20 protein-coding genes and 5 tRNA genes are annotated in these 21,337 nt (G+C 73.0%); 15 read left to right on the forward strand and 10 right to left on the reverse strand.

Annotated elements, in window-relative coordinates; translation table 11 throughout:
* The first annotated feature begins 66 nt into the window (after positions 1 to 66).
* From AB0C35_RS19810 to AB0C35_RS19825, 4 genes are read left to right on the forward strand one after another with little or no spacing between them, the layout of a single operon-like run.
* Complete coding sequence (locus AB0C35_RS19810) at positions 67 to 1,161, forward strand: polyprenyl synthetase family protein (protein WP_358457761.1); 1,095 nt, start codon at positions 67 to 69, stop codon at positions 1,159 to 1,161.
* Between the two features lie 13 nt (positions 1,162 to 1,174).
* The gene (locus tag AB0C35_RS19815; RefSeq protein WP_358457764.1) at positions 1,175 to 2,428 is read left to right on the forward strand and encodes a helix-turn-helix domain-containing protein; all 1,254 of its coding nucleotides are present in this window, start codon (positions 1,175 to 1,177) and stop codon (positions 2,426 to 2,428) included.
* A gap of 9 nt (positions 2,429 to 2,437) precedes the next feature.
* The gene (locus AB0C35_RS19820; protein WP_358457767.1) at positions 2,438 to 3,613 is read left to right on the forward strand and encodes a cytochrome P450; all 1,176 of its coding nucleotides are present in this window, start codon (positions 2,438 to 2,440) and stop codon (positions 3,611 to 3,613) included.
* On the forward strand, positions 3,610 to 4,521 hold the full coding sequence (locus AB0C35_RS19825) for a hypothetical protein (RefSeq protein ID WP_358457770.1): 912 nt from the start codon (positions 3,610 to 3,612) through the stop codon (positions 4,519 to 4,521). Before AB0C35_RS19820 ends, AB0C35_RS19825 begins: the two co-directional genes overlap by 4 nt.
* Before the next feature lie 19 nt (positions 4,522 to 4,540).
* Here the strand turns inward: AB0C35_RS19825 and AB0C35_RS19830 are convergent, their stop codons facing one another.
* Positions 4,541 to 4,927, reverse strand: a complete 387-nt coding sequence (locus AB0C35_RS19830; protein WP_358457772.1) for a nuclear transport factor 2 family protein — start codon at positions 4,925 to 4,927, stop codon at positions 4,541 to 4,543.
* 101 nt (positions 4,928 to 5,028) lie between these two features.
* Positions 5,029 to 6,216 carry a zinc-dependent alcohol dehydrogenase gene (locus tag AB0C35_RS19835; protein WP_358457775.1) on the reverse strand — a complete coding sequence of 396 codons (1,188 nt, stop codon included), beginning with the start codon at positions 6,214 to 6,216 and terminating at the stop codon, positions 5,029 to 5,031.
* Between the two features lie 153 nt (positions 6,217 to 6,369).
* On the opposite strand from AB0C35_RS19835, the gene AB0C35_RS19840 reads away from it, so the two are divergent.
* The gene (locus tag AB0C35_RS19840; protein ID WP_358457778.1) at positions 6,370 to 7,389 is read left to right on the forward strand and encodes a Ppx/GppA family phosphatase; all 1,020 of its coding nucleotides are present in this window, start codon (positions 6,370 to 6,372) and stop codon (positions 7,387 to 7,389) included.
* Positions 7,390 to 7,417: 28 nt separating this feature from the next.
* On the opposite strand, the gene AB0C35_RS19845 is transcribed toward AB0C35_RS19840, so the two are convergent.
* Positions 7,418 to 7,861: a YbhB/YbcL family Raf kinase inhibitor-like protein gene (locus tag AB0C35_RS19845; protein ID WP_358457781.1), complete on the reverse strand. Its 444-nt coding sequence runs from the start codon at positions 7,859 to 7,861 to the stop codon at positions 7,418 to 7,420.
* A 119-nt stretch (positions 7,862 to 7,980) separates the two neighbouring features.
* Between AB0C35_RS19845 and ctaD the strand changes: the two genes are divergently transcribed.
* A complete protein-coding gene (gene ctaD, locus AB0C35_RS19850) occupies positions 7,981 to 9,669 on the forward strand; it encodes a cytochrome c oxidase subunit I (RefSeq protein WP_358457784.1) in 1,689 nt (562 codons plus the stop codon).
* Between the two features lie 15 nt (positions 9,670 to 9,684).
* On the opposite strand, the gene AB0C35_RS19855 is transcribed toward ctaD, so the two are convergent.
* Positions 9,685 to 11,307, reverse strand: coding sequence for a ubiquinol-cytochrome c reductase cytochrome b subunit (locus AB0C35_RS19855; RefSeq protein ID WP_358457787.1), 1,623 nt, complete (start codon positions 11,305 to 11,307; stop codon positions 9,685 to 9,687).
* 80 nt (positions 11,308 to 11,387) lie between these two features.
* Positions 11,388 to 12,266, reverse strand: a complete 879-nt coding sequence (locus tag AB0C35_RS19860) for a LysR family transcriptional regulator (RefSeq protein WP_358457789.1) — start codon at positions 12,264 to 12,266, stop codon at positions 11,388 to 11,390.
* Between the two features lie 97 nt (positions 12,267 to 12,363).
* Here AB0C35_RS19860 and AB0C35_RS19865 point away from each other — a divergent pair, with 97 nt between their 5' ends.
* Positions 12,364 to 13,743, forward strand: a complete 1,380-nt coding sequence (locus tag AB0C35_RS19865) for an MFS transporter (RefSeq protein ID WP_358457792.1) — start codon at positions 12,364 to 12,366, stop codon at positions 13,741 to 13,743.
* Here the strand turns inward: AB0C35_RS19865 and AB0C35_RS19870 are convergent.
* The 3 genes from AB0C35_RS19870 to AB0C35_RS19880 all read right to left on the reverse strand — a co-directional run bounded on the left by AB0C35_RS19870 (position 13,709) and on the right by AB0C35_RS19880 (position 16,250).
* Positions 13,709 to 14,797, reverse strand: a complete 1,089-nt coding sequence (locus AB0C35_RS19870; protein WP_358457795.1) for a PrsW family intramembrane metalloprotease — start codon at positions 14,795 to 14,797, stop codon at positions 13,709 to 13,711. The two genes, AB0C35_RS19865 and AB0C35_RS19870, sit on opposite strands and share 35 nt — an antisense overlap.
* A complete protein-coding gene (locus AB0C35_RS19875; protein ID WP_358457798.1) occupies positions 14,794 to 15,363 on the reverse strand; it encodes a hypothetical protein in 570 nt (189 codons plus the stop codon). The genes AB0C35_RS19870 and AB0C35_RS19875 overlap by 4 nt, the downstream gene beginning before the upstream one ends.
* Before the next feature lie 83 nt (positions 15,364 to 15,446).
* A complete protein-coding gene (locus AB0C35_RS19880; protein WP_358457800.1) occupies positions 15,447 to 16,250 on the reverse strand; it encodes a pentapeptide repeat-containing protein in 804 nt (267 codons plus the stop codon).
* A gap of 98 nt (positions 16,251 to 16,348) precedes the next feature.
* Here AB0C35_RS19880 and AB0C35_RS19885 point away from each other — a divergent pair, with 98 nt between their 5' ends.
* The 7 genes from AB0C35_RS19885 (at position 16,349) to AB0C35_RS19915 (ending at position 18,119) form a co-directional block, all read left to right on the forward strand.
* The gene (locus AB0C35_RS19885) at positions 16,349 to 17,131 is read left to right on the forward strand and encodes a putative protein N(5)-glutamine methyltransferase (RefSeq protein WP_358457803.1); all 783 of its coding nucleotides are present in this window, start codon (positions 16,349 to 16,351) and stop codon (positions 17,129 to 17,131) included.
* 54 nt (positions 17,132 to 17,185) lie between these two features.
* Complete coding sequence (locus AB0C35_RS19890) at positions 17,186 to 17,323, forward strand: LPFR motif small protein (RefSeq protein ID WP_358457806.1); 138 nt, start codon at positions 17,186 to 17,188, stop codon at positions 17,321 to 17,323.
* A 283-nt stretch (positions 17,324 to 17,606) separates the two neighbouring features.
* Positions 17,607 to 17,680 (forward strand) — tRNA-Phe (locus AB0C35_RS19895).
* Between the two features lie 5 nt (positions 17,681 to 17,685).
* Positions 17,686 to 17,759: transfer RNA gene (locus tag AB0C35_RS19900), tRNA-Arg, on the forward strand.
* A 28-nt stretch (positions 17,760 to 17,787) separates the two neighbouring features.
* Positions 17,788 to 17,859, forward strand: a tRNA-Gly gene (locus AB0C35_RS19905).
* Between the two features lie 86 nt (positions 17,860 to 17,945).
* Positions 17,946 to 18,016, forward strand: a tRNA-Gln gene (locus tag AB0C35_RS19910).
* A gap of 30 nt (positions 18,017 to 18,046) precedes the next feature.
* Positions 18,047 to 18,119: transfer RNA gene (locus tag AB0C35_RS19915), tRNA-Val, on the forward strand.
* Here AB0C35_RS19915 and AB0C35_RS19920 read toward each other — a convergent pair.
* Positions 18,116 to 19,267 (reverse strand): mandelate racemase/muconate lactonizing enzyme family protein, encoded by a 1,152-nt coding sequence (locus AB0C35_RS19920; RefSeq protein ID WP_358457808.1) that lies wholly within the window; start codon positions 19,265 to 19,267, stop codon positions 18,116 to 18,118. The genes AB0C35_RS19915 and AB0C35_RS19920 overlap by 4 nt on opposite strands.
* The gene (gene kdgD, locus AB0C35_RS19925) at positions 19,264 to 20,178 is read right to left on the reverse strand and encodes a 5-dehydro-4-deoxyglucarate dehydratase (RefSeq protein WP_358457811.1); all 915 of its coding nucleotides are present in this window, start codon (positions 20,176 to 20,178) and stop codon (positions 19,264 to 19,266) included. Before kdgD ends, AB0C35_RS19920 begins: the two co-directional genes overlap by 4 nt.
* Positions 20,179 to 20,252: 74 nt before the next feature.
* Here kdgD and AB0C35_RS19930 point away from each other — a divergent pair, with 74 nt between their 5' ends.
* Positions 20,253 to 21,128: a LysR substrate-binding domain-containing protein gene (locus AB0C35_RS19930; protein ID WP_358457813.1), complete on the forward strand. Its 876-nt coding sequence runs from the start codon at positions 20,253 to 20,255 to the stop codon at positions 21,126 to 21,128.
* The last annotated feature ends 209 nt before the right edge of the window (positions 21,129 to 21,337 follow it).

Raw genomic sequence — 21,337 nt, forward strand, 5'->3', positions numbered from 1 at the left:
GCACCCCTGAATCACCGGGCCCCCGGCACGGCCCGGCACACCCCGCAGTAGCAGAGGAGTTGGCACGTGGACGAAGGAGTGTTCGGCAGGGCCGCCCGGGAACGGGCGATCGCCGAGGTCGAGGCGGAGATGGCGCGGCTGTGCGAGCTGCTCGCCGAGGGCCTCGCGATGGGCCTGGACGAGGGCCGGGAGATGGTCGGCGGTGCCATGTCGGAGTTCCTCACGGAGTTCTTCGATCTCGTCCGGGCCAAGGGCTCGCGCCCCGGCATGAACGGCATGATCACACTGCCCCTGCTGGTACACGACGCCGAAACAGGGCCCGAAGCTCGTCCGCTGAATGGCGGCGGGCGGGGGCTGGAGGACGGGCCGCCGAGCGGGCCCCGGGCCGTCGCCGTGGTTCATCTGCTCTGGTGGGCGGCCGCCCGCTATTTCGACGACCTCACCGACACGCCGGGCGCGCCGTCCCCGGGGAACGTGGCCGTCGGCAAGAAGGTGCTCACGGCCCTGGCCGTGGGAAGCCATCTGCCCGCCCGGATCCTCGCCGACCTGCCCGTCACCGGCGGGGTCCGCGCCGCGCTCGGCGACGAGCTGTCGCGGTGCTGGCTGGACGCCGTGGACGGCCAGCTCCGCGACCTCACCGCGCCGGTGTCGACGGCGACCCCGGAGTCGGTCCTGCGCGCCTACGAGGGCAAGACCGGCGCCCCGTACGCGATGGCGGCGGCGTCGGCGGCGTGCCTGGCGGGGGCGGACGGCCGCCGCGTCACGGGCTGGCGTTCTTTCGGCCGGGCGCTCGGCGTGCTGCGCCAGCTCGTGAACGACCAGCGCGACCTCGCCTCCGGACGGCACGAGGACCTCGCCAACGGGACGGCGACGTACCTGCTCGTCCAGCTGCTGGCCTCGCTGCCGGCCGGGCGGCGCCGGGAGGCGCTCGCCCTGCACGCCGCCGCCCGCCACTCCGGCTCGGCGCGCGCCGAGCTGACCGCCTGGATGCTGGACGACGAGGTCGTCGACTCCTGCGCGGCGTCCGTCGCGCCCCTGATCGAGCGGGCCCACGGCCTCCTCGACCGGCTGGGCGGCGAGCCGGGCCGTGTCCGGGAACTGCACGGGCTGGTCGACGAGACCGTCGGCCACATGCCCGGGTTCCGTCTGGCCGTCGCGTAGGAGGGGACCATAGATGACCGCTTCCTGCGGACTACCGGAGATCCTCACGGCGCACTGCCCGCTGCTCGACGCGGCGATCGGTGAGGCCCTGAACGGCCATCCCGCCTACCAGCCGATCAGGCGGGCGGCGGGCCCGATGTTCGGCCGCCGCGGCGAGACCTGCGCGCGCCTGCTCGGCCTCGTCCTGGCGGGCGACCCGCTTCCCGAGGACGACCTGGCGCGCTTCCGCGACCTCGGCGTCATGGCGGCGAGGCAGGCGATCCCGCTGCCCGTGCTGTCGGAGGCGTGGGACCTCGCGCTCGCCGCGGCGGCGCGGAGCTGCTGGGCGGTCGTGCCCGCCGGGTGCTTCGCCGAGATGGCCGAGCTGACGGCGTGCGCCGCGCGGCTCGCCGGGCGCGCGCGGGAGGGATGCATCCAGGGGTACGCGGAGGCGCCCAGCGAGGGGAACAGGTCGCGGCCGCTGCGGCGCCTCCTCGCCGAGACGCTGATCGACGGCGCGCCCGCGGACGTCATCGCCGACGCGGCCGGGGTCCGCCTGGCGCCCGCCTACCTCGTCCTCCTGTGCGAGGCCCCGACCCTCGCGTCGGCCGCGCACTGGGAGCGGGCGAGCGAGCGGCTGGAGGCCTGGGACGGCGTCCTGTACTCCGGCGATCTGTCCAGGCTCGTCGTGCTGTTCCCCGCCGCCGACCCGCTGCGCGCCGAGGACCGGGCCGCCGAGTTCACGGCCGTCCTCGCCGGGTGGACGCGCGGACCGGTGCACGCCGCCACGTCCCTGCTCGGCGGCCTCGACGGCATCCCCGCGGCGCTGGAGGAGGCGTCGCAGGTGCTGACGCTCGTCAAGGCCATCCCCGACGCCGAGGACCGGCCCTACCGGGCGGACGAGCTGCTGGTCGAGCTCGCCATCCTCGGGCAGCCCGGCATCCGCGGCCGGCTGACCGCCGTGCTGTCCCCGCTCGACGCGGGCACCGACCTCCGCCGCACCCTGGAGGTCCTGCTCGCCTGCAACCTCGACCGGGAGCGCGCCGCGCGGGAGCTGTGGATCCATCGCCGCACCCTGCACTACCGCCTGGACCGGATCCGGGACCTGTCCGGCGTCGACCCGAGTTCGGCGCGCGGCATCCAGCTGTTCCGGGCGGCGCTCACCTCGGCGCGCCTGACGAGCATCGAACGCGGCGGCGGCAACGGCGGCACCGGCGGTGACGACGCCGGCGGCGACGGGGGCGGCCGCGCCGAGGAGACGTCGCTGCCCCCGCCGCTGAGCGCCTGAAGGACGACCATGGACTTCCCCCTGCCGGGCCGTCCCGGCGTCCCGCTCGACGAGGGCCACCTGCGGCGTCTGCGGGAACGGCCGCTGGTGCCGGTCGTGCTGGCGAGCGGGCACCATGCCCTGCTCGTCACCCGGCACGCCGACGTCCGGACGGTCCTGTCCGATGACCGGTTCAGCCGCGAGGCGTGGGCCGGCGGCACCCTCTTCGCCCGGACGCCGGCCTCTCTCGCGCTGGCCGCGGGCGACCCGCCGACGCACACGCGCCGCCGGAGGGCCGTCCAGGCGCGCTTCACGGCACGCCGCGCCGAGGCGGACCGGCCGCGCGTCGAGGCCCTCGCCGAGCGGCTGCTGGACGAGATGGAGGCGTGCGGCCCGCCCGCCGACCTGATCGCCCGCTTCGCCACCCCGCTCCCGTACGCGGTCATCTGCGACATGCTTGCCGTCCCCACCCGTGATCTCGGCCTGCTGCTGCCGTGGGTGAGCGCGATGATGTCGGCCGGACGGTTTCCCGCCGGTGAGGTCGAGGCCGCCCACGAGGGCATGCACGGCTATTTCGCCGACCGGCTCGCCGAACGCCGCGCGAAACCCGGGACCGACCTGCTGAGCGCGCTCGTCACCTCGTCCGGGCTGTCCGACGAGGAGATCGTCGTCTTCGGGTACGGGCTGCTGGCGGCGGGCGGCGAGACCACGTCCAACTTCCTGGCGGCCTGCGTCCTGGAGCTGGTGTCGCGGCCGGGCCTCGCCGCGCGGCTGCGCGCCGACCCGTCGCTGATCCCGGCCGCCGTCGAGGAGTTCCTGCGCTGGGTCTGGTTCGCCGGCACCGGCGGCCGGCCGCACGTCGTCCTCGCCGACGTGGAACTCGCCGGGACGACGCTGCCGCGGGGCGAGGTCGTCGTCCCCCTCACCGACGCCGCCAACCGCGACCCCGCCGCCTTCCCCGACCCGGACGAGTTCGACCCCGGACGCGCCCCGAACCCGCACGCGGGCTTCGGGCACGGCCGCCACATGTGCCTCGGCGCGGCGCACGCCCGCGTCGAACTCCAGGTCGCGATCGCCGCCCTCCTCCGCCGTTTCGGTGACCTCTCCCTGGCCGTCGACCCCGGCCGGCTCGAATGGCGGGACCGGATGTTCGTACGCGGCGTCTGGGAACTTCCGGTGACGTGGTCCCCCGGAACGGCCCGGTGAGGGGACGGGTCGCCCGGCTGGGGCTGTTCGTCCGGGGGAGCTACCCGCCGGCGCCTTCCCTGACGTTCGCGGCGCTCTGGGCGTACGGGGTCACCGGCCTGTTCGCCGCCCTCGATCCAGGGTCGTCCGGGTGGCGGCCCGAGATGGGGACGGCGGTCGCGGCGGTGACCCTTTTCGTGGACCTGCTGCTGATGCGGGCACTGGACGACATCCGCGACCTGGAGTACGACCGCCGCTTCCATCCCGGGCGCCCGCTGGCCGCCGGGGCGGTGCGGACCGGCGACCTGGCCGTCCTCTACGGTGCCGGCGCCCTGGCCCTGGGGCTGCTGAACGCCGCGTGGCCGTGGCGGGCCGCCATCCTGCTCGCCCAGCTCGCGTACGCCGCCGGGGCGATCGGCGCGCACCGGCGGTGGCGGCGTCCCAGCGCCGACAACCTGTTCGCGAGCCTGCTGGTCAGCCTGCCCGCGCCGGTGCTGCTCCACCTGTACCTGTACGCGGGCTACCTGGACGCGTCCGGGCGGGGCGCCGGCGCGTCCGGAGCCGCCGCGGCCGCCATCGAGGGGATCGCCGTCGCGGTGCTCGCGGCCGGGCATCCCGAACTGGCCGGCAAGATCACGCGAGCGCCGCGCGCGGGGGAGCGGACCTACGTGACGACCCTCGGCGTGACCGGGGCGTCGGCGCTCGCCCTGGCCGTTCCCGTGCTGTCCGCGGGCCTGCTCGCGGCCTGGTCGCGGGCGCCGGCCGGGTGGACGCTCATCGCGCTGGTCCCGCTCGCCGCGCCCGCGGCCGCCGCGTGGAGATTCCGGCGCGGGCACGGCGAGCCGGACCGGCGATGGCCGCGCACCGCACCGGCCGTGTACCTGCTGCTGTCCTTCGCGAGTTACATCGTGCTCGGGCTGGCCCGGTGACCGGGGGAGCGGACGGCCTTCAGGCCAGGCCCAGGTCCCGCTTGACGGCCTCGAACTCCACGGCCATCGCGTCCGAGAGCGCCTTCGCCCCCGACAGCGGCCGCACCATGACGCAGAACTCGTCGATGAGCCCGTCGTCGTCATGGTGCAGGAAGTCGCAGCCGTGCACCTCCCGGTCACCGACCCGCGCCTTGAAGACCAGCGCGTGGTCGCGGCCGCCGCCGATCTCGTTGACGTACCGGAAGTCCGCGAACACCCGGGTCACCGCGCGCAGGATCGCCGACACCATCGCGCGCCCCTCGTACGGCGCGAACGCGACCGGGCTGAGGAAGGTGACGTCCTCGGCCAGCAGTGCGGGGAGGGCGTCGATGTCGCCCTTCTCAATGGCCGCGCGGAACGGGTGCATCGGGCCCACCTCCAGGCTCGGATCATCGGCCCCGCGACGTCACCGGGGTGCCGGAAATCCTAGAGGGAGGGGGCCCCGTCCGCGATCATCGGGGCGGCGCGTCAGCCGGCCGGCTGCAGCAGCACCTTGATCGCGCCGTCCTGCTTCTTCTGGAAGATCTCGTACGCCCGCGGCGCGTCGGCCAGCGGCAGGCGGTGCGTCGCGAGATCCATGACGCCGAGCGGGTCGGAGTCGTCGGTGACCAGCGGCATCAACTCGTCGACCCACCGGCGGACGTGCGCCTGGCCCATCCGCAGCGTCACGCCCTTGTCGAACATCCGCATCATCGGCAGCGGGTCCGTCATGCCCCCGTACACGCCGATGAGGGCGATCGTCCCGCCCCGCCGGACGACCTCGATCGCGGTGCCGAGCGCGGCGAGCCGGTCCACCCCGACGCGCGACATCAGCGGCGCCGCGGCGCTGCCGGGCATCAGCCCGGTGAGCGTCTGCGCGAACTTGGCGCCCGGCGAGCCGTGCGCCTCCATCCCGACCGCGTCGATCACCGAGTCGGTGCCGCGGCCCCCGGTGATCTGGCGCACCGCGTCCGGGACGTCGTCGGCGTCGTCGGAGTCGATCACCTCGATGCCGTGCCGCCGCGCCATCTCCAGCCGCTCGGGCACGAAGTCCACGGCGATCACCCGGCGCCCCAGATGGCGGGCGATCCGCGCGGACATCTGCCCGATCGGGCCGAGGCCGAGCACGGTGACCGTCCCGCCCTCGGGGATGTCGGCCCAATCCACGGCCTGCCGCGCGGTGGGCAGCACGTCCGACAGGTACACGAACCGCTCGTCCGGCGGGCCCTCCGGCACCCTGATCGGCCCGAAATGGGCCTGCGGCACCCGCAGGTACTCGGCCTGCCCGCCCGGCACCTGCCCGTACAGCTTGGTGTAGCCGAAAAGCGCCGCGCCCATGCCCTGCTCGCGGACCTGCGTGGTCTCGCACTGGGCGTACAGCTGCATGTCGCACATGTGGCAGCGGCCGCAGGAGATGTTGAACGGGATGACGACGCGGTCGCCGGGCTTGATGTGCGCGACGTCGGGGCCGGTCTCCTCGACGATGCCCATCGGCTCGTGGCCGAGAACGTCGCCCTCACTGAGGAACGGGCCGAGCACCTCGTACAGGTGCAGATCCGACCCGCAGATTCCCGACGAGGTCACCCTGATGATCGCGTCGTCCGGTTCCTTGATCTCCGGGTCGGGCACGTCCTCGACCCGCACGTCGCGCTTGCCATGCCAGGTCACAGCCTTCATCGTGATTCCTCCAAGAAAAGGGGCGGCCCTGCGGCGAGTGGCAGGGACCGTCGCAGGCGCCCTACCCGGTCGACCGGGGCGAAACGTCGGCCGTGCGGCCCGGCCCGCGCCGCCGCGCGGACTGAGGCGACCTCAACGGGGTAGTGCACGCCCATGGAAGTCGCCCCCCTGCGTCTCGGCGTGCTCGACATCGGCTCCAACTCGGCCCACCTGCGGGTCGCCGACCTCGAACCCGGGCACCCGCCCCTTCCCGTCCGGTCGGTGAAGACCGCGGTCCGCCTGGCCGAGGCGACCGACAAGCACGGCGTCGTCCACCGGCCCGCCGTCGGGCGGCTGATCGGCGCGGTGCGGGAGTCGGTCGCCGCCGCGGCCGCCCTCGACGTCGACGAGCTGATCCCGTTCGCGACGTCCGCGCTGCGCGACGCCGCCAACCGCGACGACGTCACCGCCGAGGTCCGCGCAGCCACCGGCGTCGGTCTCGGCTACCTCACCGGCGAGCAGGAGGCGCGGCTGACGTTCCTCGCGGCCCGGCGGTGGCGCGGCTGGTCCGCGGGCCCGATGCTGCTGGCCGACATCGGCGGCGGCTCGATGGAGCTGGCCTTCGGCGCGGGCCTGGAACCGGAGGTCGCGCTGTCGCTGCCGCTCGGCGCGGGCCGCCTCACCCGCCACCACCTGCCGCGGCGGCGGCCCGTGCCGAAACGCACCCGCAAGGCGCTGCGCGCCCACGTCGGATCCGTCCTGGAGGAGGCGACGCGGGGGATCGCGGAGCTGCCGCCGCCGGTCACCGCCGTGGCGACGTCCAAGACGTTCACCCAGCTCGCCCGGCTGTGCGGCGCCCCGAAGGCGAAGGCGGGCCCCTACCGGGAGCGGCACCTCGACCGGCGCGAGCTGCACCGCTGGATCCCGAGGCTGGCGAAGCGAACCGACGCGGAGCGGGCGGCGCTGCGCGGGGTGAAGGCGTCGCGGGCCCGCCAGATCCTCGCCGGCGCCATCGTGGCCGAGGCCGTGATGGACGTCCTGTCCCTCGACCGGCTCGCCGTCTGCCCGTGGGCGCTCCGCGAGGGCCTCTTCCTGCACCGGCTGGACGCCCTCATCGAAGGCCGCCGCCCCGGCACGCTCCCCGAGCACAGTCCCGTGACCATGCGGGACGTGCACCTGCGCGCCGTCCCCTGAGTACGGTGACGCGGCCCGCCGCGCCGGTTCAGCGGGCGTAGGTGCCGACGAGGGTGGCGGTGGCGAGCACGTTGTCCTTCAGGGCGGCGCGCAGGTCGTCCACCGCGAACCCGGAGGTCAGGCCGGACGGGCGGCGCAGCGCGTACAAGGTGAACACGTAGCGGTGCGGCGGGTCCCCGGCGGGTGGCTGCGGGCCGCCGTAGCCGATCTCGCCGAAGTCGTTGCGGCCCTTGGCGATGCGAGGACGGTCCTCCCCGGCGCCGAGCCCGTCGCGCTCCGGCGGAATCCCGCCCAGCATCCAGTGGACGAACGTCCCGCCGGGCGCGTCCGGGTCCTCGCAGGTCAGCACGAGATCAAGGCAGGCGGCGGGTACACCGGACCATCTCAGCTCCGGGGAGAGGTCCCCCGACTCGCGGGAATGCGCCACCGGGATCGGGCCGTCGCCGGTGAACGCGGGACTCGTCAGCGTCATCTGCTCCATGGTGCCGTCGTGCCCGCAGGCGGGGCGCCGATGCCGGTTCCCGCCGCGTTTGAAACCGGACTGTGCGGTAAATGCCCCGGTGGGTTCGGACGAGGGGGAGGGGAGGCCGGATGACGGCGGTCCAGAACAGGGACGACGCCGGCGTCGCGGACGCGCTCGCGCGGCACCGCCGGGGCACCAGGATCGGGAACGTCCTGGCGACGACGGACCACAAGGTCGTCGGCTATCTGTACCTGGGCACCTCGTTCGCCCTCTTCCTGATCGCCGGGCTGATGGCGATGGTCATCCGGGCCGAGCTCCTGGAACCCGGCCTGCAGGTGGTGGACAACACGCAGTACAACCAGATGTTCACCATCCACGGCACGGTCATGCTGCTGCTGTTCGCGACCCCGCTGTTCGCCGGGTTCGCCAACGTGATCGTCCCGCTGCAGATCGGCGCCCCGGACGTGGCGTTCCCGCGCCTCAACACGCTCAGCTACTGGCTGTTCCTGTTCGGCGCGCTCATGGTGCTGGCGGGGTTCGTCGTGCCGGGCGGCGCGGCGTCCTTCGGCTGGTTCTCCTACTCGCCGCTGTCGTCGGCGACCTACTCGCCCGGCCTCGGCGGCGACCTGTGGGTGATGGGCCTGGTGCTGTCCGGATTCGGGACGATCTTCACCTCGGTCAACCTGATCACCACGATCATCGGGATGCGCGCCCCCGGCATGGTGATGTTCCGGCTGCCGATCTTCACCTGGAACATCCTGCTGACCAGCTTCATGGTGCTGATGGCCTTCCCCGTCCTCGCCGCCGCGCTGCTGGCGCTGGAGGCCGACCGCAAGCTCGGCGCGCACATCTACGACCCCTCGCACGGCGGCGCGTTGCTCTGGCAGCACCTGTTCTGGTTCTTCGGGCATCCCGAGGTCTACATCATCGCGCTGCCGTTCTTCGGGATCATCACCGAGATCATCCCGGTGTTCGCCCGCAAGCCGATCTTCGGCTACCTCGGCATGGTGGCGGCCACCATCGCGATCACCGGGCTGTCGATGACGGTCTGGGCGCACCACATGTTCGCCACCGGCCGGGTCCTGCTGCCGTTCTTCTCGCTGACCTCCTTCATGATCGCCGTTCCGACCGGCATCAAGTTCTTCAACTGGGTCGGGACCCTGTGGAAGGGGCAGTTGTCGTTCGAGGCGCCGATGCTGTTCGCGCTGGGGTTCCTCGCCACGTTCCTGTTCGGCGGCCTGACCGGGGTGATCCTCGCGTCCCCGCCCATGGACTTCCACCTCACCGACTCCTACTTCGTCGTCGGCCACTTCCACTACGTCGTCTTCGGCACCGTCGTGTTCGCCATGTTCGGCGGCTTCTACTTCTGGTGGCCGAAGATGACCGGCAAGAAGCTGAACGAGGCCTGGGGGAAGGTCCACTTCTGGTCGCTGTTCGCCGGCTTCCACACGACGTTCCTCGTCCAGCACTGGCTCGGCGCCGAGGGCATGCCCCGCCGGTACGCCGACTACCCCGAGAAGTTCGCCGCGCTGAACTTCGTCTCGTCGATCGGCTCGTTCGTCCTCGGCGCCTCGACGTTCGCCTTCCTGTGGAACATCTGGCGGACGCACAGGCGCGCCGAACCGGTCGGGAAGAACGACCCGTGGGGCGCCGGCGGCTCGCTGGAGTGGGCCACGTCCTGCCCGCCGCCGCGGCACAACTTCGCGTCGATGCCGCGGATCCGTTCCGTCCGTCCTGCGTTCGACCTGCACTACCCGCCCCTGGAGCCGCCGCAGGAGGCCGAGCCGGCCCTACCCGAGCCCCGGTCCAAGGAGTAGCCGGGCCCCCGGAGTTCAGCCCCCGTCCTCCTGCGAGTCGTGTTCCAGGTCGCCCTGGCCGCCGCCGTACGACTCGATCTGGTAGTTCATGTAGAAGCGGTTGGCGCGGGTCCGCACCTGGGTGCGGGCCCGGTCGGGCGTCGGCAGCGGGATGAGGTGGTTCGGGTAGGGGGCGACGAGCTCCCCCGGCTGCCGGGTCCGCAGGAGCGCCTCCTGCTCCTCCGACGCCTGCTCATGGCGTTCGCTGTAACCACCCTCCGGGCTCAGCGAGATCAGGCCGCTCTCCACGCCCTCGCGGCGTTCTCGCAGGTCCCGGCGCTGCAGGCTGAGGCAGATCCGCCGCGTGATGACGAACGCCATGATCGGCGCGGCGAAGAACCCCACGCGGAAGAACAACGTCGTCCAGTACAGCGGGATGCCGAAGACGAACGAGATGATGTCGTTGCCGCCCGCCGCCCACAGGTTTCCGTACCAGGCGACGGCGGCCATGCCGATCGCGGTCCTGGTCGCGGCGTTGCGCGGACGGTCGAGAAGGTGATGGAGACGTTCGTCTCCCGTCGCCCAGCGTTCCGCGAACGGGTACATCGCGATGAGCGTGAAGAAGACGCCCGGCAGGACGACGGCGGGCAGCAGCACGTTCCAGGGGACGCTGTGCCCGAGCAGGGTCGTCTCCAGAGCCGGCATGATGCGCAGGGAGCCTTCGAGGAAGCCGACGTACCAGTCGGGCTGCGAGCCGATCGAGACCTGGTCCGGCTCGTACGGGCCGTAGAGCCACACGGGGTTGACCTGCAGGAACGCCCCCATCCCGGCCAGCACACCGAACGTGAACAGGAAATAGGCGGCGCTCTGCGCGGCGAAGTGCGGAAACGTCGGCTCGCCGGAGACCAGCCGCTCCCGCCGGCCCTTGCCCGGCCAGATCGTGTGCGTCTGGTGCCAGAGGATCATCAGGTGGGCGGTGATGAGCGCGAGCAGCAGCCCGGGGATGAGCAGGATGTGCACGGTGAACAGCCGCGGGATGAAGCTCTCGCTGGCCGGGAACTCGCCGCCGAAGACCCACAGGCTCAGGTAGGTGCCGACGACGGGGATGGACAGCACGATGCCCTGCATGATCCGCAGGCCGGTGCCGGACAGCAGGTCGTCGGGGAGCGAGTAGCCGGCGAACCCTTCGGCCAGCGCCAGCACGAACAGCGTGACGCCGATCAGCCAGTTGATCTCGCGCGGCTTGCGGAACGCCCCGGTGAAGAAGATGCGCATCAGGTGGACGCTGATCGCGGCGAGGAAGACGATCGCGGCCCAGTGGTGGATCTGCCGCATCAGCAGGCCGCCCCGCACATCGAACGAGATGTGCAGGGTGGACGCGTACGCCTCGCTCATCTGGACGCCGTTCAACGACGTGTACGAGCCGTCGTAGACGATGTGCGCGCCGCTCGGCTTGAAGAACAGCGTCAGGTAGACGCCGGTGATGAGCAGGACGATGAAGGAGTAGAGCGCGATCTCGCCGAGCAGGAACGACCAGTGCTTGGGGAACGCCTTGCCGATGTTCCGGTGAAGGAACTCGGTCGAGCCGAGCCTGTCGTTGACGCCCCAGGCGACCTTCTCCAGCCCCTCGGCCTTCGACCTGCCCTTCCGTCCCGCCATCGCGCCTCTCCCCTGGCCGAGCCGTGATCTCCGCAGGGGCGGTACCCGGGGCCGGTTGGGACAAACGGTCGCCGCCGCGCTCAGGCGCTCGCCGCGTAGAGGATTTCGCGCATGCCGGGGAGCGCTTCGCGGTCGGCGCGCCAGACCAGGCGCAGGCTGAGGCCGGGAGCGTCGAGCGCGAGCCTGGCGAGTGCGCCGGAGCCGAGCCGGTCCGCGACCGCGAACTCGGGGACCAGCGCGATCCCGAGCCCCCGCTCGGCCCACGCCGCCATGACGGTCACGCTGCCGGCCCTGACCCGTTCTACGGCGGAGCCGAAGAGCCGCTCGCCGGCCAGCCAGAACGAGCAGGCAGGCACGTTGACCAGCAGCTTCTCGTCCCGCAGGTCAGCGGCGGTGACGGCTGGCGCCCCGGCGAGCCGATGGCCGGGGGCGGCGACGAGGACGAGCGGCACCGGTTCGAGGTCGAGGTGGTCCAGCGGCGCGGGCGGCGGCGCGAACCCGAGCCCGCCGACGCCGTCGCCGGCGTCCAGCAGCAGCGCGGCATCCAGGTCACCGGCGGCGACCGCGTCCAGCAGCCGGTCGCGGGCGCCGTCCGACCGGACGTCGACCCGCAGGTCCGGCCGGCGCCGCGCGAGCCGGGCGAGCACGGCGGGGACGTGGGCGGCGGCGATGCTCTCCAGCGCGCCGAGCCGCAGCGCCGGGCGTTCCCCGGTCACCTCGCGGCGGGCCTGCTCCGCCTGCCGGAGCAGCCGCGCCGCCCATCCGCGCATGCGCTCGCCCGCCGGGGTCAGCCGCATGCCCCTCGCGCCGCGCTCGAACAGCGCCACGCCCAGCGACCGCTCCAGCACCCGGATCTGCTCCGACACGGACGACGGCGCGAGGCCGAGCGCGGCGGCGGCGTCGGTGACGGTCCGGTGGGCGATGACGGCCTCGAACGTCCGCAGCTGGCGCAACTCCATGCCGGTGCCAACCCGGTCCGCGCATTCGGATATTCCGAACGCCGTGTGCGGGCGGGCCGGTGGAGCCGGACGACCCGGATTCGCAGACTTGGCCGCCATGAACTCCGTCCTCGCAACCGCTCCAGCCGGGCCCGCTGAGGCGCGCCGCCGCCCGGCACTGCTCGGCATCTCGCTCGGCTACTTCATGGTGCTGCTCGACACGACCGTCCTGTCGGTCGCCGAACCCGACCTCGCCCGGTCCCTGCACGCGACGGTCGCGGGCCTGCAGTGGGCCGTCACCGGCTACACCGTCGTGTTCGCGGCGCTCCTGCCGTCGGCGGGCGCGATCGCCGACCGGTACGGCGCGCACCGGGTGTTCCGCGCGGGCATCGCCGCCTTCGGCCTCGGATCGCTGCTCAGCGCCGCCGCTCCGGACCTGTGGACGCTCGTCGCGCTCCGGGCGCTGCTCGGCGTCGCCGCCGCGGCGTGCGTGCCCGCCTCGATGGCCATGATCGCCCGCCTGTACCCGGTGCCCGCCGAACGTGCGAGGGCCGTGGCCACCTGGGCGGCGACCAGCGGCGCCGCGCTCGCCGCCGGACCGCTCGCCGGGGGCGCGCTGGTCGGCCTCGCCGGATGGCGCGCGATCTTCCTGATCAACGTGCCGCTCGCCGCCGCCGTCCTCGTCCTCGTCTCCGGGCGGGCCGTGCACTGCCCGCGGGGTCCGCGCGCCATCGACGGGCCCGCCCAGCTCCTCGCCTGCGCGGCGATGGGGCTGCTGACCGACGCCCTCATCGCCCTCGGCTCCGGCTCGGGTCCGCACGCGCTCTGCTCCGCGGCCGGCGCCGTCGCGGCCGGTGCCGCGTTCGCGGTGCGGGAACGGCGGAGCGCGGCCCCGGTCCTGGTGCCCGCAGTGCTGCGGGCGCGCGGGATGCCCGCCGCGCTGGCGGCGGGGGCGGCCGTCAACTTCGCCATGACCGGGGCACTGTTCGTCCTGCCCCTCGTCTTCCAGCGGGACCTCGGCCTGACGCCGTTCCAGACCGGCCTCGCGTTCCTGCCGATGACCCTGCCGTTCGCGTTCAATCCGCTGCTCACCGGACGCATCGTCGCGAGGACGGGGCCGCGCCGTCCCGTCGTCGCGGGCCTTGCGCTGCTGACCGCCGGGGGAGCGCTCACCGGCGCCGTCCTGCTGGGCGGCGCGTCCTACCCGCCGCTGGTCGCGGGCCTGCTGTGCACCGGCTTCGGCGTCTCGTTCGCGCTGCCCGCCCTCGCGACCATGGTGGTCGCCGCGGCCCCGGAAGGGACGGCGGGCGCGGCCGGCGGAATTCTCAACGCCGCCCGGCAGGGCGGCGCCGCGCTGGGCACCGCGACCATGGGCGCGTTCGCGACCGTCGGCTCCACGGCCTCCGGTGACCCCGCCCATGCCCTGTTCCTCGCCGCCGGCGTCTGCGGCGCCGTGCTGCTCGTCAGGCCACGCGGGGGCGCTCGGCGGACGCGTTGAGGTGGCGGCGCAGGTCCCGGACGTCGGCGCGGAGCCGGTCGGCGGACCGGGGATCGTGTTCCAGGCCGCCGAGACCGTCCTCGATCAGGTCGAGCTCGGTGGCGCGCAGCCGTGCGAGCAGCCGGCGCGGCTCCCCGGCCGGCACGGCCCACCGCTCCTTCCTGCGCCACTTGCGGTAGGCGAGGACATGAGCCTCGCCCGGCACGAAGACCCCGCTCGCGGTCTCGGCGTGCGCGGTCCGCCGGAAGTGCGACAGGTAGCGGCGCCTGGAGAGCCGGTAGGTGACGACCGCCGCGAGCAGGATCGGCGCGCCCTTCACCGGCAACAGCAGCACACCCGACATCAGGGGCGAATCCCACCAGGAATGCAGCGCCATCGCCAGGACGAAGCCGCCGGCCGCGACGGTCAGGCTCGTCCGGGACGCCCTGCCGAGCAGGCACCCGAGGCCCGCGCCGCCGACCGCCGTCATCGCCCAGTGGCTCCACCACGCTCCGCCGACCACCCGGCTGCCGAAAGAGAACAACGCCGCGTTCACGTCCTGCGTCGCCCCCGTCAGCACGATGGTGTTGAGGACGTACAGGAAGTTCTCGGACGCCTGGAAGCCCAGCCCGGTCAGCGCGCCATAGCCCCAGCCGTCCAGCGGGCCGCGGACCGCCGACGGCGCCATCAGCGCCAGCGTCGCGACACCGAGCAGCTTCAGGATCTCCTCGTCGACCGGCGCGGCGATCGACGCGCCCCACGCCGAGTTGAACTCCGGCCCGGCCGTCTTCCCGATGACCGCCTGGAACGCCGCGTTGGTGGGCAGCGCCAGCCCGAACGCGGCGACCCCGCCCCACGCCACCGCGATCATCGCGTACCCGAGCGGATGCGACCGGACCGGATGCAGCCGCCGCAGCCCCCACACCCCCGCCGCCAGCGCCGGGGCCAGCAGCGCGACACCGGCGACCGATCCGGCCGGAAACGCGCGGACCGCCGCGTCCAGGCCCCGCCACGCGACCCAGGCGCCGAGCAGGCAGGCCGCCGCCCACAACCAGAACGCGGGACGGCGCGTCATGGCCACGGCGCCCTGATCCGCACGCTCTGCGCCATGGCCTCGGCCTCCGCCGCCACCTTGCGGAACGCGCGCGGCGGCCCGGCGGCCGTCACCGTGGCCCCGAGCGTGTCGGTGGCGAACACGGCGGCCATGCCCGCGCGGTCCCGCCCCATGAGTCTCCCGGTCAGGCCGGTCAGCCCGTGCGCCGTCATGATCGGAGCCGGCCGCACGCCCAGACGCGTCTGCCCCCCGACCGCGACGATCCGCCCGAGGCCGTCCCACAGCCTCCGCGCGTCCATGGGGCCCAGCGGGACGACCACGTTCAGGTTGACCACGACGTCGCCGCTGAACAGCTCGACGCTGCTCGTCAAGGAGGTGTCCCCCTTGCTGAGCATCCAGCCGGCGGACGGGACGACGAGCGTCACCGGGCGGGCGCCGTCGCGTTCCGTCCCGGCCGAAAGGACCGTCCCGGGTGCCAGCGGCGCGCCGCCGATTCCCAGCGCCCCGTTCAGCAGGGGCAGCCCCCCGCAGAGGATGAGCAGCACGAGCGCCACGACGCCCGTGCCCCACCATCTCACCCGCGTCACGCAGCCCCCCGATGACGTGCGCTGCGGAAATGCCCCCTGGCGACGGCCCTAAACAAGATCAGCGACCGGCCCCCGGGGCGGTGTCACCAGTGCGCGGGCCGTCCCAGCGCCTCCGGCGGCCGGGTGGTCGCATCACCGCGGGCCGAGTCGAGCTGGGACCGCGTCACGAAGATCGCCCCGGTGAGGTCGGCGCCGCGCAGGTCGGCGTCCCGCAGGTCCGCGCCGATCAGGTCCGCCGCCCGCAGGTCGGCGCCCCGCAGATCGGCCGCGATCAGGTACGCGCCGCGCAGATCCGCGCCCCGGAGGTCGGCGCCCTTCAGCTTCGCCCCGATGAGGTCGGCTCCCCGCCGGCTCTTCTTCCGCCCCGGAACACCGGCCCGGACGAGGTCGCTGACCCGCAGCAGCAGGACGTTCACCCGCTCCCGCACGGCGGGGACGTCCACGTCGGCGAGCTCACCCGGACCGCCCTCGGTGAGGTGGACGACCTCGTCCAGCGCTTCGCGAAGGTCGTCGCGAACCGGTCGGGCGGGTGGCAGCGCGAGCGCCTGGTCGAGGTAGTAGAGCAGCTCATGGAGTTGCCGCATTACCGGGAACACCCGGAACATCGGCCCTGCGACGTCCGGGCCCTGCCGCCAATCACGCCCGCCGAAGGTCTCCTGCGACACCTTCTGGCCGGCGCCGAAACAGTCGAAGACCGTGCAGCCCGGAAAACCCCGCTCGCGGAGGTTCGCGTGAATGCCGCAGCGGGAGTCGGCCAGAAGGTTCCGGCACGGCTCGCCCGCATCCTTGTCCACCGCGAAATCGGCCGACTTGGCGAAGGGCAGCGCCACACAGCACAGCCCGAAGCAGTTCGCGCAGTCGGCCCGCAGGCCCGGCCTCTCCGGCAACCCCTGACCCCCGTCCCTGGACGACACACCATTGTCCCGCCGTCCCGCCCCTGCTCCGAACGGTCCGAGGCACGCCTGGGATATCGTTGCCGTCGCCCATGTCAGCACCCCTCACCGAGTCCGCCATCGTCTCCAGGCTGCGCGCCGCCGGCTGCGTCTTCGCCGAGGACGAGGCGAGGCTGATCATCTCCACGGCCCGCACACCGGACGACGCGTCCGCCATGGTGGAGCGGCGCGCCTCCGGGCTGCCCCTCGAACACGTCCTCGGCTGGGCCGAGTTCTGCGGCCTGCGGATCGCCGTGGACCCTGGGGTCTTCGTCCCCCGCCGCCGCACCGAGTTCCTCGTCCGGGAGGCCGCCGCCCTCGTCCCGCCGCGTCCCGTCGTCGTCGACCTGTGCTGCGGAACCGGCGCACTGGGGGCCGCGCTCGTGGCCGGCTTGGACGATTTCGCCCTGCACGCCTCCGACATCGAACCCGCCGCGGTGAGCTGCGCCCGCCGCAACATCGCGCCGTTCGGCGGTCAGGCCCATGAGGGCGACCTCTTCGAACCGCTCCCGGACGCCCTGCGCGGCCGCGTCGACGTCCTGCTCGCCAACGTGCCCTACGTCCCGACGGACGGCCTCGGGCTGATGCCGCCGGAGGCGCGGGAGCACGAGCCGCGCGTGGCGCTCGACGGCGGCGCCGACGGCCTCGACGTCCTGCGCCGCGTGACCGCGGAGGCGTCGCGGTGGCTCGTCCCAGGCGGCCACCTGCTGTTCGAAACCAGCGAGCGTCAGGTCCCGGACGCGGTCGCGGCGGTCGAAGGCGGCGGCCTGGCCGCCACCGTGGCCGTGTCCGAGGAGTGGCACGCCACCGTCATCATCGGGGCAAACCCCGTGTAAAGCGCTATGTAGGGGTATGTGGCGTTATAGAACGACTCGAAGGAGTGAATCCACATGCGCCGCATCAGCGCAGCGCTCAGCGCCATCATCGGCACGATCATCAGCGTCGTCACCCTGCCGTTCAGGGTTCTACAGCGGCTGCTGACCCCCTCGCGTGGCCGCTCGGCGCGTTCCCGCCGCAGGGCCGTCTGACACAGATGATCGCCGCACCGGGGCCCGCGCACAGAGCCGGGCCCCGGTGCGTTCCGCGAAAAAACAATTGCGCCTGTACGGCCGCATGCCGCACCCTATGAGTAACGAACTCGACCGACGGGCAGAGAAGGGAGCCGCGCGATGACCGGAACCGCCGACCAGCAGCGGCGACCCTTCGGGGGCCGCCGGCAGGGCGGCTTCGACGTGTCCGTGGACGCCTCTGGATAGGGCCGAAAGCCCGCCGGAGGCCGCCAGGGAGTCGCTCCCCGGCGGCTTTTTTCATGGCCTTCAAGCTCATGTGGATCGAGCGCCCGCCTGAAGACCGGGAGGTATGAGGTTCGACTCCTCAGAAGGCCGCGCAAGCCTCTGTAGCTCAGTGGAACAGAGCGCCGCACTACGAATGCGGAAGTCCCAGGTTCGAGTCCTGGCAGAGGTGCTCCGGAGCCGTGTGCTCCGCGACGTGCGCCGCACAAGCCGAAATGGTGAGGCACCTGGCTTCCACCCAGGAGTATCGAGTTCGATTCTCGAGTGCGGCTCTGGACTGGACCGGCGGGAGTAACGACCCCCGGCCGGTTCTCCCGTGCCCAGGTGGGCGGACGCCACCGCTCGCCGAAGGCACCCGTGCTGGATCATCCAATGGCAGGATGCGTGATTCTGGATCACGTCATGCAGGTTCGAGCCCTGCTCCAGCAGCGCGTCCCGGAGCGGTTCTCCGGGCGGCGATGACCGGTAGCTCAGTTGGCAGAGCGGCTGTCTTACAAGCAGCGGGTCGCAGGTTCGAGCCCTGTCCGGTCAACGATCCCCGCCGATGACGACGCGTTCCCTCGTCCAGGCGCGGGCCCTGTCGCTGAGCGTGATTCCAAGGCCTGGACGGGAAGGGACGTGCATGCGGCCGTCCCGGATGGTCAGGCGTTCGTTGAAGAGCGGTTCGAGCCAGTCGAAATGCTCGACCCACGGCTCGCTCGGATACGCGGCGGCCAGATGCAGATGGATCTCCATCGCGAAATGCGGCGCGAGTCGCAGACGGCGGTGGTCGGCGAGCGCGGCGAGCCTGAGGAAGTTCGTGATCCCGCCGATGCGCGGCGCGTCCGGCTGGAGGATGTCGGCGGCGCCCTTGTCGATGAGTTCGCAGTGCTCGGCGACGCTGGTCAGCATCTCGCCGGTCGCGATGGGCGTGTCGAGCGCGCGGGCCAGCGCCGCGTGCCCCTCGGCGTCGTAGGCGTCCAGGGGCTCCTCGATCCAGGTGAGGTCGAACGCGTCCAGCGCGCGGCCCATGCGGAGCGCGGACGCGCGGTCCCACTGCTGGTTCGCGTCGACCATCAGCGGGAACGCGTCGCCGAGACGCTCGCGGACGGCGGTGACGCGGCGCATGTCCTCGGCGTGGTCGGGATGCCCCACCTTGATCTTGACGCCGCCGATCCCCGCGGCCGCGGACGCGGCCGCGTTGTCCAGCACCTCCTCCAGGGGAGCGTTCAGGAACCCGCCCGAGGTGTCGTAGCAGCGGACCGAGTCGCGGTGCGCGCCGAGGAGCTTGGCCAGCGGCAGCCCGGCGCGCCTGGCCTTCAGGTCCCACAGCGCGATGTCGATGGCGGCGATGGCCTGGGTGGCGAGGCCGCTGCGGCCGGCGGACGCGCCCGCCCACGCCAGCTTCGTCCAGATCCTGCCGATGTCGCTCGGGTCCTCTCCGATGAGGGCGGGCGCGACCTCGGCGGCGTGGGCGAACTGGCCGGGGCCGCCGGCGCGTTTGGAGTAGCCGAACCCGATGCCCTCGTGGCCGTCCTCGGTGCCGATCTCGGCGAACAGGAACACGACCTCGGTCATCGGGCGCTGCCGTCCCGTCAGGACCTTGGCGTCGCTGACCGGGGCGGCGAGCGGCAGCGTGACCGACGACAGCTCGATCCGGGCGACGCGGTCGAGGGTCGCCTCGCCGGGGGCGACGGTCATGTCGCCTTCCGCACGAGTTCGGCCAGCGCGTCGAACTCGTCGCCGGTCAGATCCGTCAGCGGCGGGCGGACGGGGCCCGCCGGGCGGCCGACGGCCCTCATGCCGGCCTTCACGATGCTCACGGCGTATCCGGCGCGGCGGTTGCGGATCTCGCAGTACGGCAGGACGAACCCCTCCAGGCGGCGCCGCACCTCGTCCCGGTCGTGGGCGCGGACGGCGTCGTAGAACCCGATCGCGAAGTCCGGGACGAAGTTGAAGATGGCCGAGGAGTACGTCGTCACGCCCATCTCCAGGTAGGGCTGCGCGAACGTCTCGGCGGTGGGCAGCCCGCCGATGTAGACGAGGCGCTCGCCCAGCCTCGCCCGGATCCGCGTCATCAGCTCCAGGTTCCCGACGCCGTCCTTGAACCCGACGAGGTTGGGGCACGCGTCGGCGATCTCGGCGACGGTCGCGTCCTGGTAGACGGCGTTCGCGCGGCTGTAGATCGTCACGCCGAGGCTCGTCGCGGCGCAGACGGCGCGCACGTGGGCGGCCAGGCCCTCCTGCGACGCCTCGGTCAGGTAGGGCGGGAACAGCAGGATCCCGTCCGCGCCCGCGCGTTCGGCGTCGCGGGCCATCTCCGCGGCCGTCGCCGTCCCGTAGCCGGCGGGCGCGATCACCGGGACGCCGTCCGGCGCGTCCTGCACCGCCGCGCGGACGACCTGCCGGACCTCGTCGGCCGTCAGGGAGAAGAACTCGCCCGTCCCGCCCGCCGCGAACAGGCCCGCGAGGCCCTCCCGGCCGAGCCCGGCGATGTTCTCGCGGTAGGCGGGCTCGTCGAAGGACAGGTCCTCGCGGAAGTGGGTGATCGGGAACGACAGGAGGCCGGAGCCGAGCCGGCGGGCGATCTCGTCGGGCGCGGTCTGCTTCATGACCCGAGGCTAGGATGGCGGATTGATCCAGGTCCAACACGAAAAAGGCATTCACTGATACCCGCAGGGAATCGATGTTCACGCTCAACCAGCTCGCGAACTTCGTGGCCGTCGCCGAGGAGCTGCACTTCGGCCGGGCCGCCGAGCGGCTGCGGATGACGCAGCCGCCGCTGAGCCGCCAGATCCAGCTGCTGGAGAACGACCTGAAGGTGCGGCTGTTCGACCGGACGAACCGCTCGGTGCGCCTGACTCCGGCGGGACGCGCGTTCCTGGTCGAGGCCCGCCGGCTGCTCCACCAGGCCGACCATGCCGCGATGTCGGTGCGGCAGGTCTCGGCGGGGGAGTCGGGGAGCATCACGATCGGGTTCACCGCAGCCAGCGCCTATGCCGCGCTCGGCCGGCTGCTGGAGGTCGCGCGGACGGCGCTGCCCGACGTCGGGATCGTCCTGCGGGAGATGGTGACCAGGGACCAGGTGCGGGCGCTGGCGGAGGGGGGCCTCGACCTCGGCCTGGTCCGCCCGCCGGTCACCGACCCGGACCTGGAGGAACGCGGCGCCGACCGTGAGCCGCTGCTCGCCGCGATCCCCAACGGCCACCCCCTGGCGGACGGGGACGGGCCGATCCGGCCGGCCGCTCTCGACGGGCAGCGGTTCATCATGTACTCGCCGGTCGAGGCGCGCTACTTCCACGAACTGCTGATCGGCCTGTTCCGGCAGGCCGGCGTCACTCCCGTGTACGCGCAGTACCTCAGCCAGGTGCACAGCATCCTGGCGCTGGTCAACTCCGGCTGGGGCGTCGCCCTGGTGCCCGCCGCCGCGGCCCAGCTGCGTTACGCGGGCCTGACGTTCCGGCCGCTCGCCCTCGACGATCCGGCGCCCGTCGAGCTGAGCCTGACGTGGCGGCGGAGCAACGACAACCCCGCGCTCGCCAAGCTCCTGCGGCATCTGTGACCAGCATCGCCTTGACTGAGTGCGGCGGCGTCGCTTACTTTGGCGTCCAAATATTGGTCGTCAAAGTAAATGGGCCGCCGACACGGCCGGGGACACCGCGGAGGACCGATGAGCGACTTTCCCGCGTACGCGCCGTCCGAGGAGCATGAGCTGCTGCGGCGGACGGTGCGTGAGCTGGCCGATGCCAAGATCGCTCCTTTCGCGGCGGT

It is taken from the genome of Spirillospora sp. NPDC048819 (assembly GCF_040650055.1).
In the GTDB taxonomy this organism is placed as follows: domain Bacteria; phylum Actinomycetota; class Actinomycetes; order Streptosporangiales; family Streptosporangiaceae; genus Spirillospora.

Bases quoted from the DNA above. Each gene is read 5' to 3' on its own strand.
- AB0C35_RS19815 (WP_358457764.1), top strand. From the start codon at position 1,175: ATGACCGCTTCCTGCGGACTACCGGAGATCCTCACGGCGCACTGCCCG.
- AB0C35_RS19820 (WP_358457767.1), top strand. From the start codon at position 2,438: ATGGACTTCCCCCTGCCGGGCCGTCCCGGCGTCCCGCTCGACGAGGGC.
- AB0C35_RS19830 (WP_358457772.1), bottom strand. From the start codon at position 4,927: ATGCACCCGTTCCGCGCGGCCATTGAGAAGGGCGACATCGACGCCCTC.
- AB0C35_RS19835 (WP_358457775.1), bottom strand. From the start codon at position 6,216: ATGAAGGCTGTGACCTGGCATGGCAAGCGCGACGTGCGGGTCGAGGAC.
- AB0C35_RS19840 (WP_358457778.1), top strand. From the start codon at position 6,370: ATGGAAGTCGCCCCCCTGCGTCTCGGCGTGCTCGACATCGGCTCCAAC.
- AB0C35_RS19845 (WP_358457781.1), bottom strand. From the start codon at position 7,861: ATGACGCTGACGAGTCCCGCGTTCACCGGCGACGGCCCGATCCCGGTG.
- ctaD (WP_358457784.1), top strand. From the start codon at position 7,981: ATGACGGCGGTCCAGAACAGGGACGACGCCGGCGTCGCGGACGCGCTC.
- AB0C35_RS19855 (WP_358457787.1), bottom strand. From the start codon at position 11,307: ATGGCGGGACGGAAGGGCAGGTCGAAGGCCGAGGGGCTGGAGAAGGTC.
- AB0C35_RS19860 (WP_358457789.1), bottom strand. From the start codon at position 12,266: ATGGAGTTGCGCCAGCTGCGGACGTTCGAGGCCGTCATCGCCCACCGG.
- AB0C35_RS19865 (WP_358457792.1), top strand. From the start codon at position 12,364: ATGAACTCCGTCCTCGCAACCGCTCCAGCCGGGCCCGCTGAGGCGCGC.
- AB0C35_RS19870 (WP_358457795.1), bottom strand. From the start codon at position 14,797: ATGACGCGCCGTCCCGCGTTCTGGTTGTGGGCGGCGGCCTGCCTGCTC.
- AB0C35_RS19885 (WP_358457803.1), top strand. From the start codon at position 16,349: ATGTCAGCACCCCTCACCGAGTCCGCCATCGTCTCCAGGCTGCGCGCC.
- AB0C35_RS19890 (WP_358457806.1), top strand. From the start codon at position 17,186: ATGCGCCGCATCAGCGCAGCGCTCAGCGCCATCATCGGCACGATCATC.
- AB0C35_RS19920 (WP_358457808.1), bottom strand. From the start codon at position 19,267: ATGACCGTCGCCCCCGGCGAGGCGACCCTCGACCGCGTCGCCCGGATC.
- kdgD (WP_358457811.1), bottom strand. From the start codon at position 20,178: ATGAAGCAGACCGCGCCCGACGAGATCGCCCGCCGGCTCGGCTCCGGC.
- AB0C35_RS19930 (WP_358457813.1), top strand. From the start codon at position 20,253: ATGTTCACGCTCAACCAGCTCGCGAACTTCGTGGCCGTCGCCGAGGAG.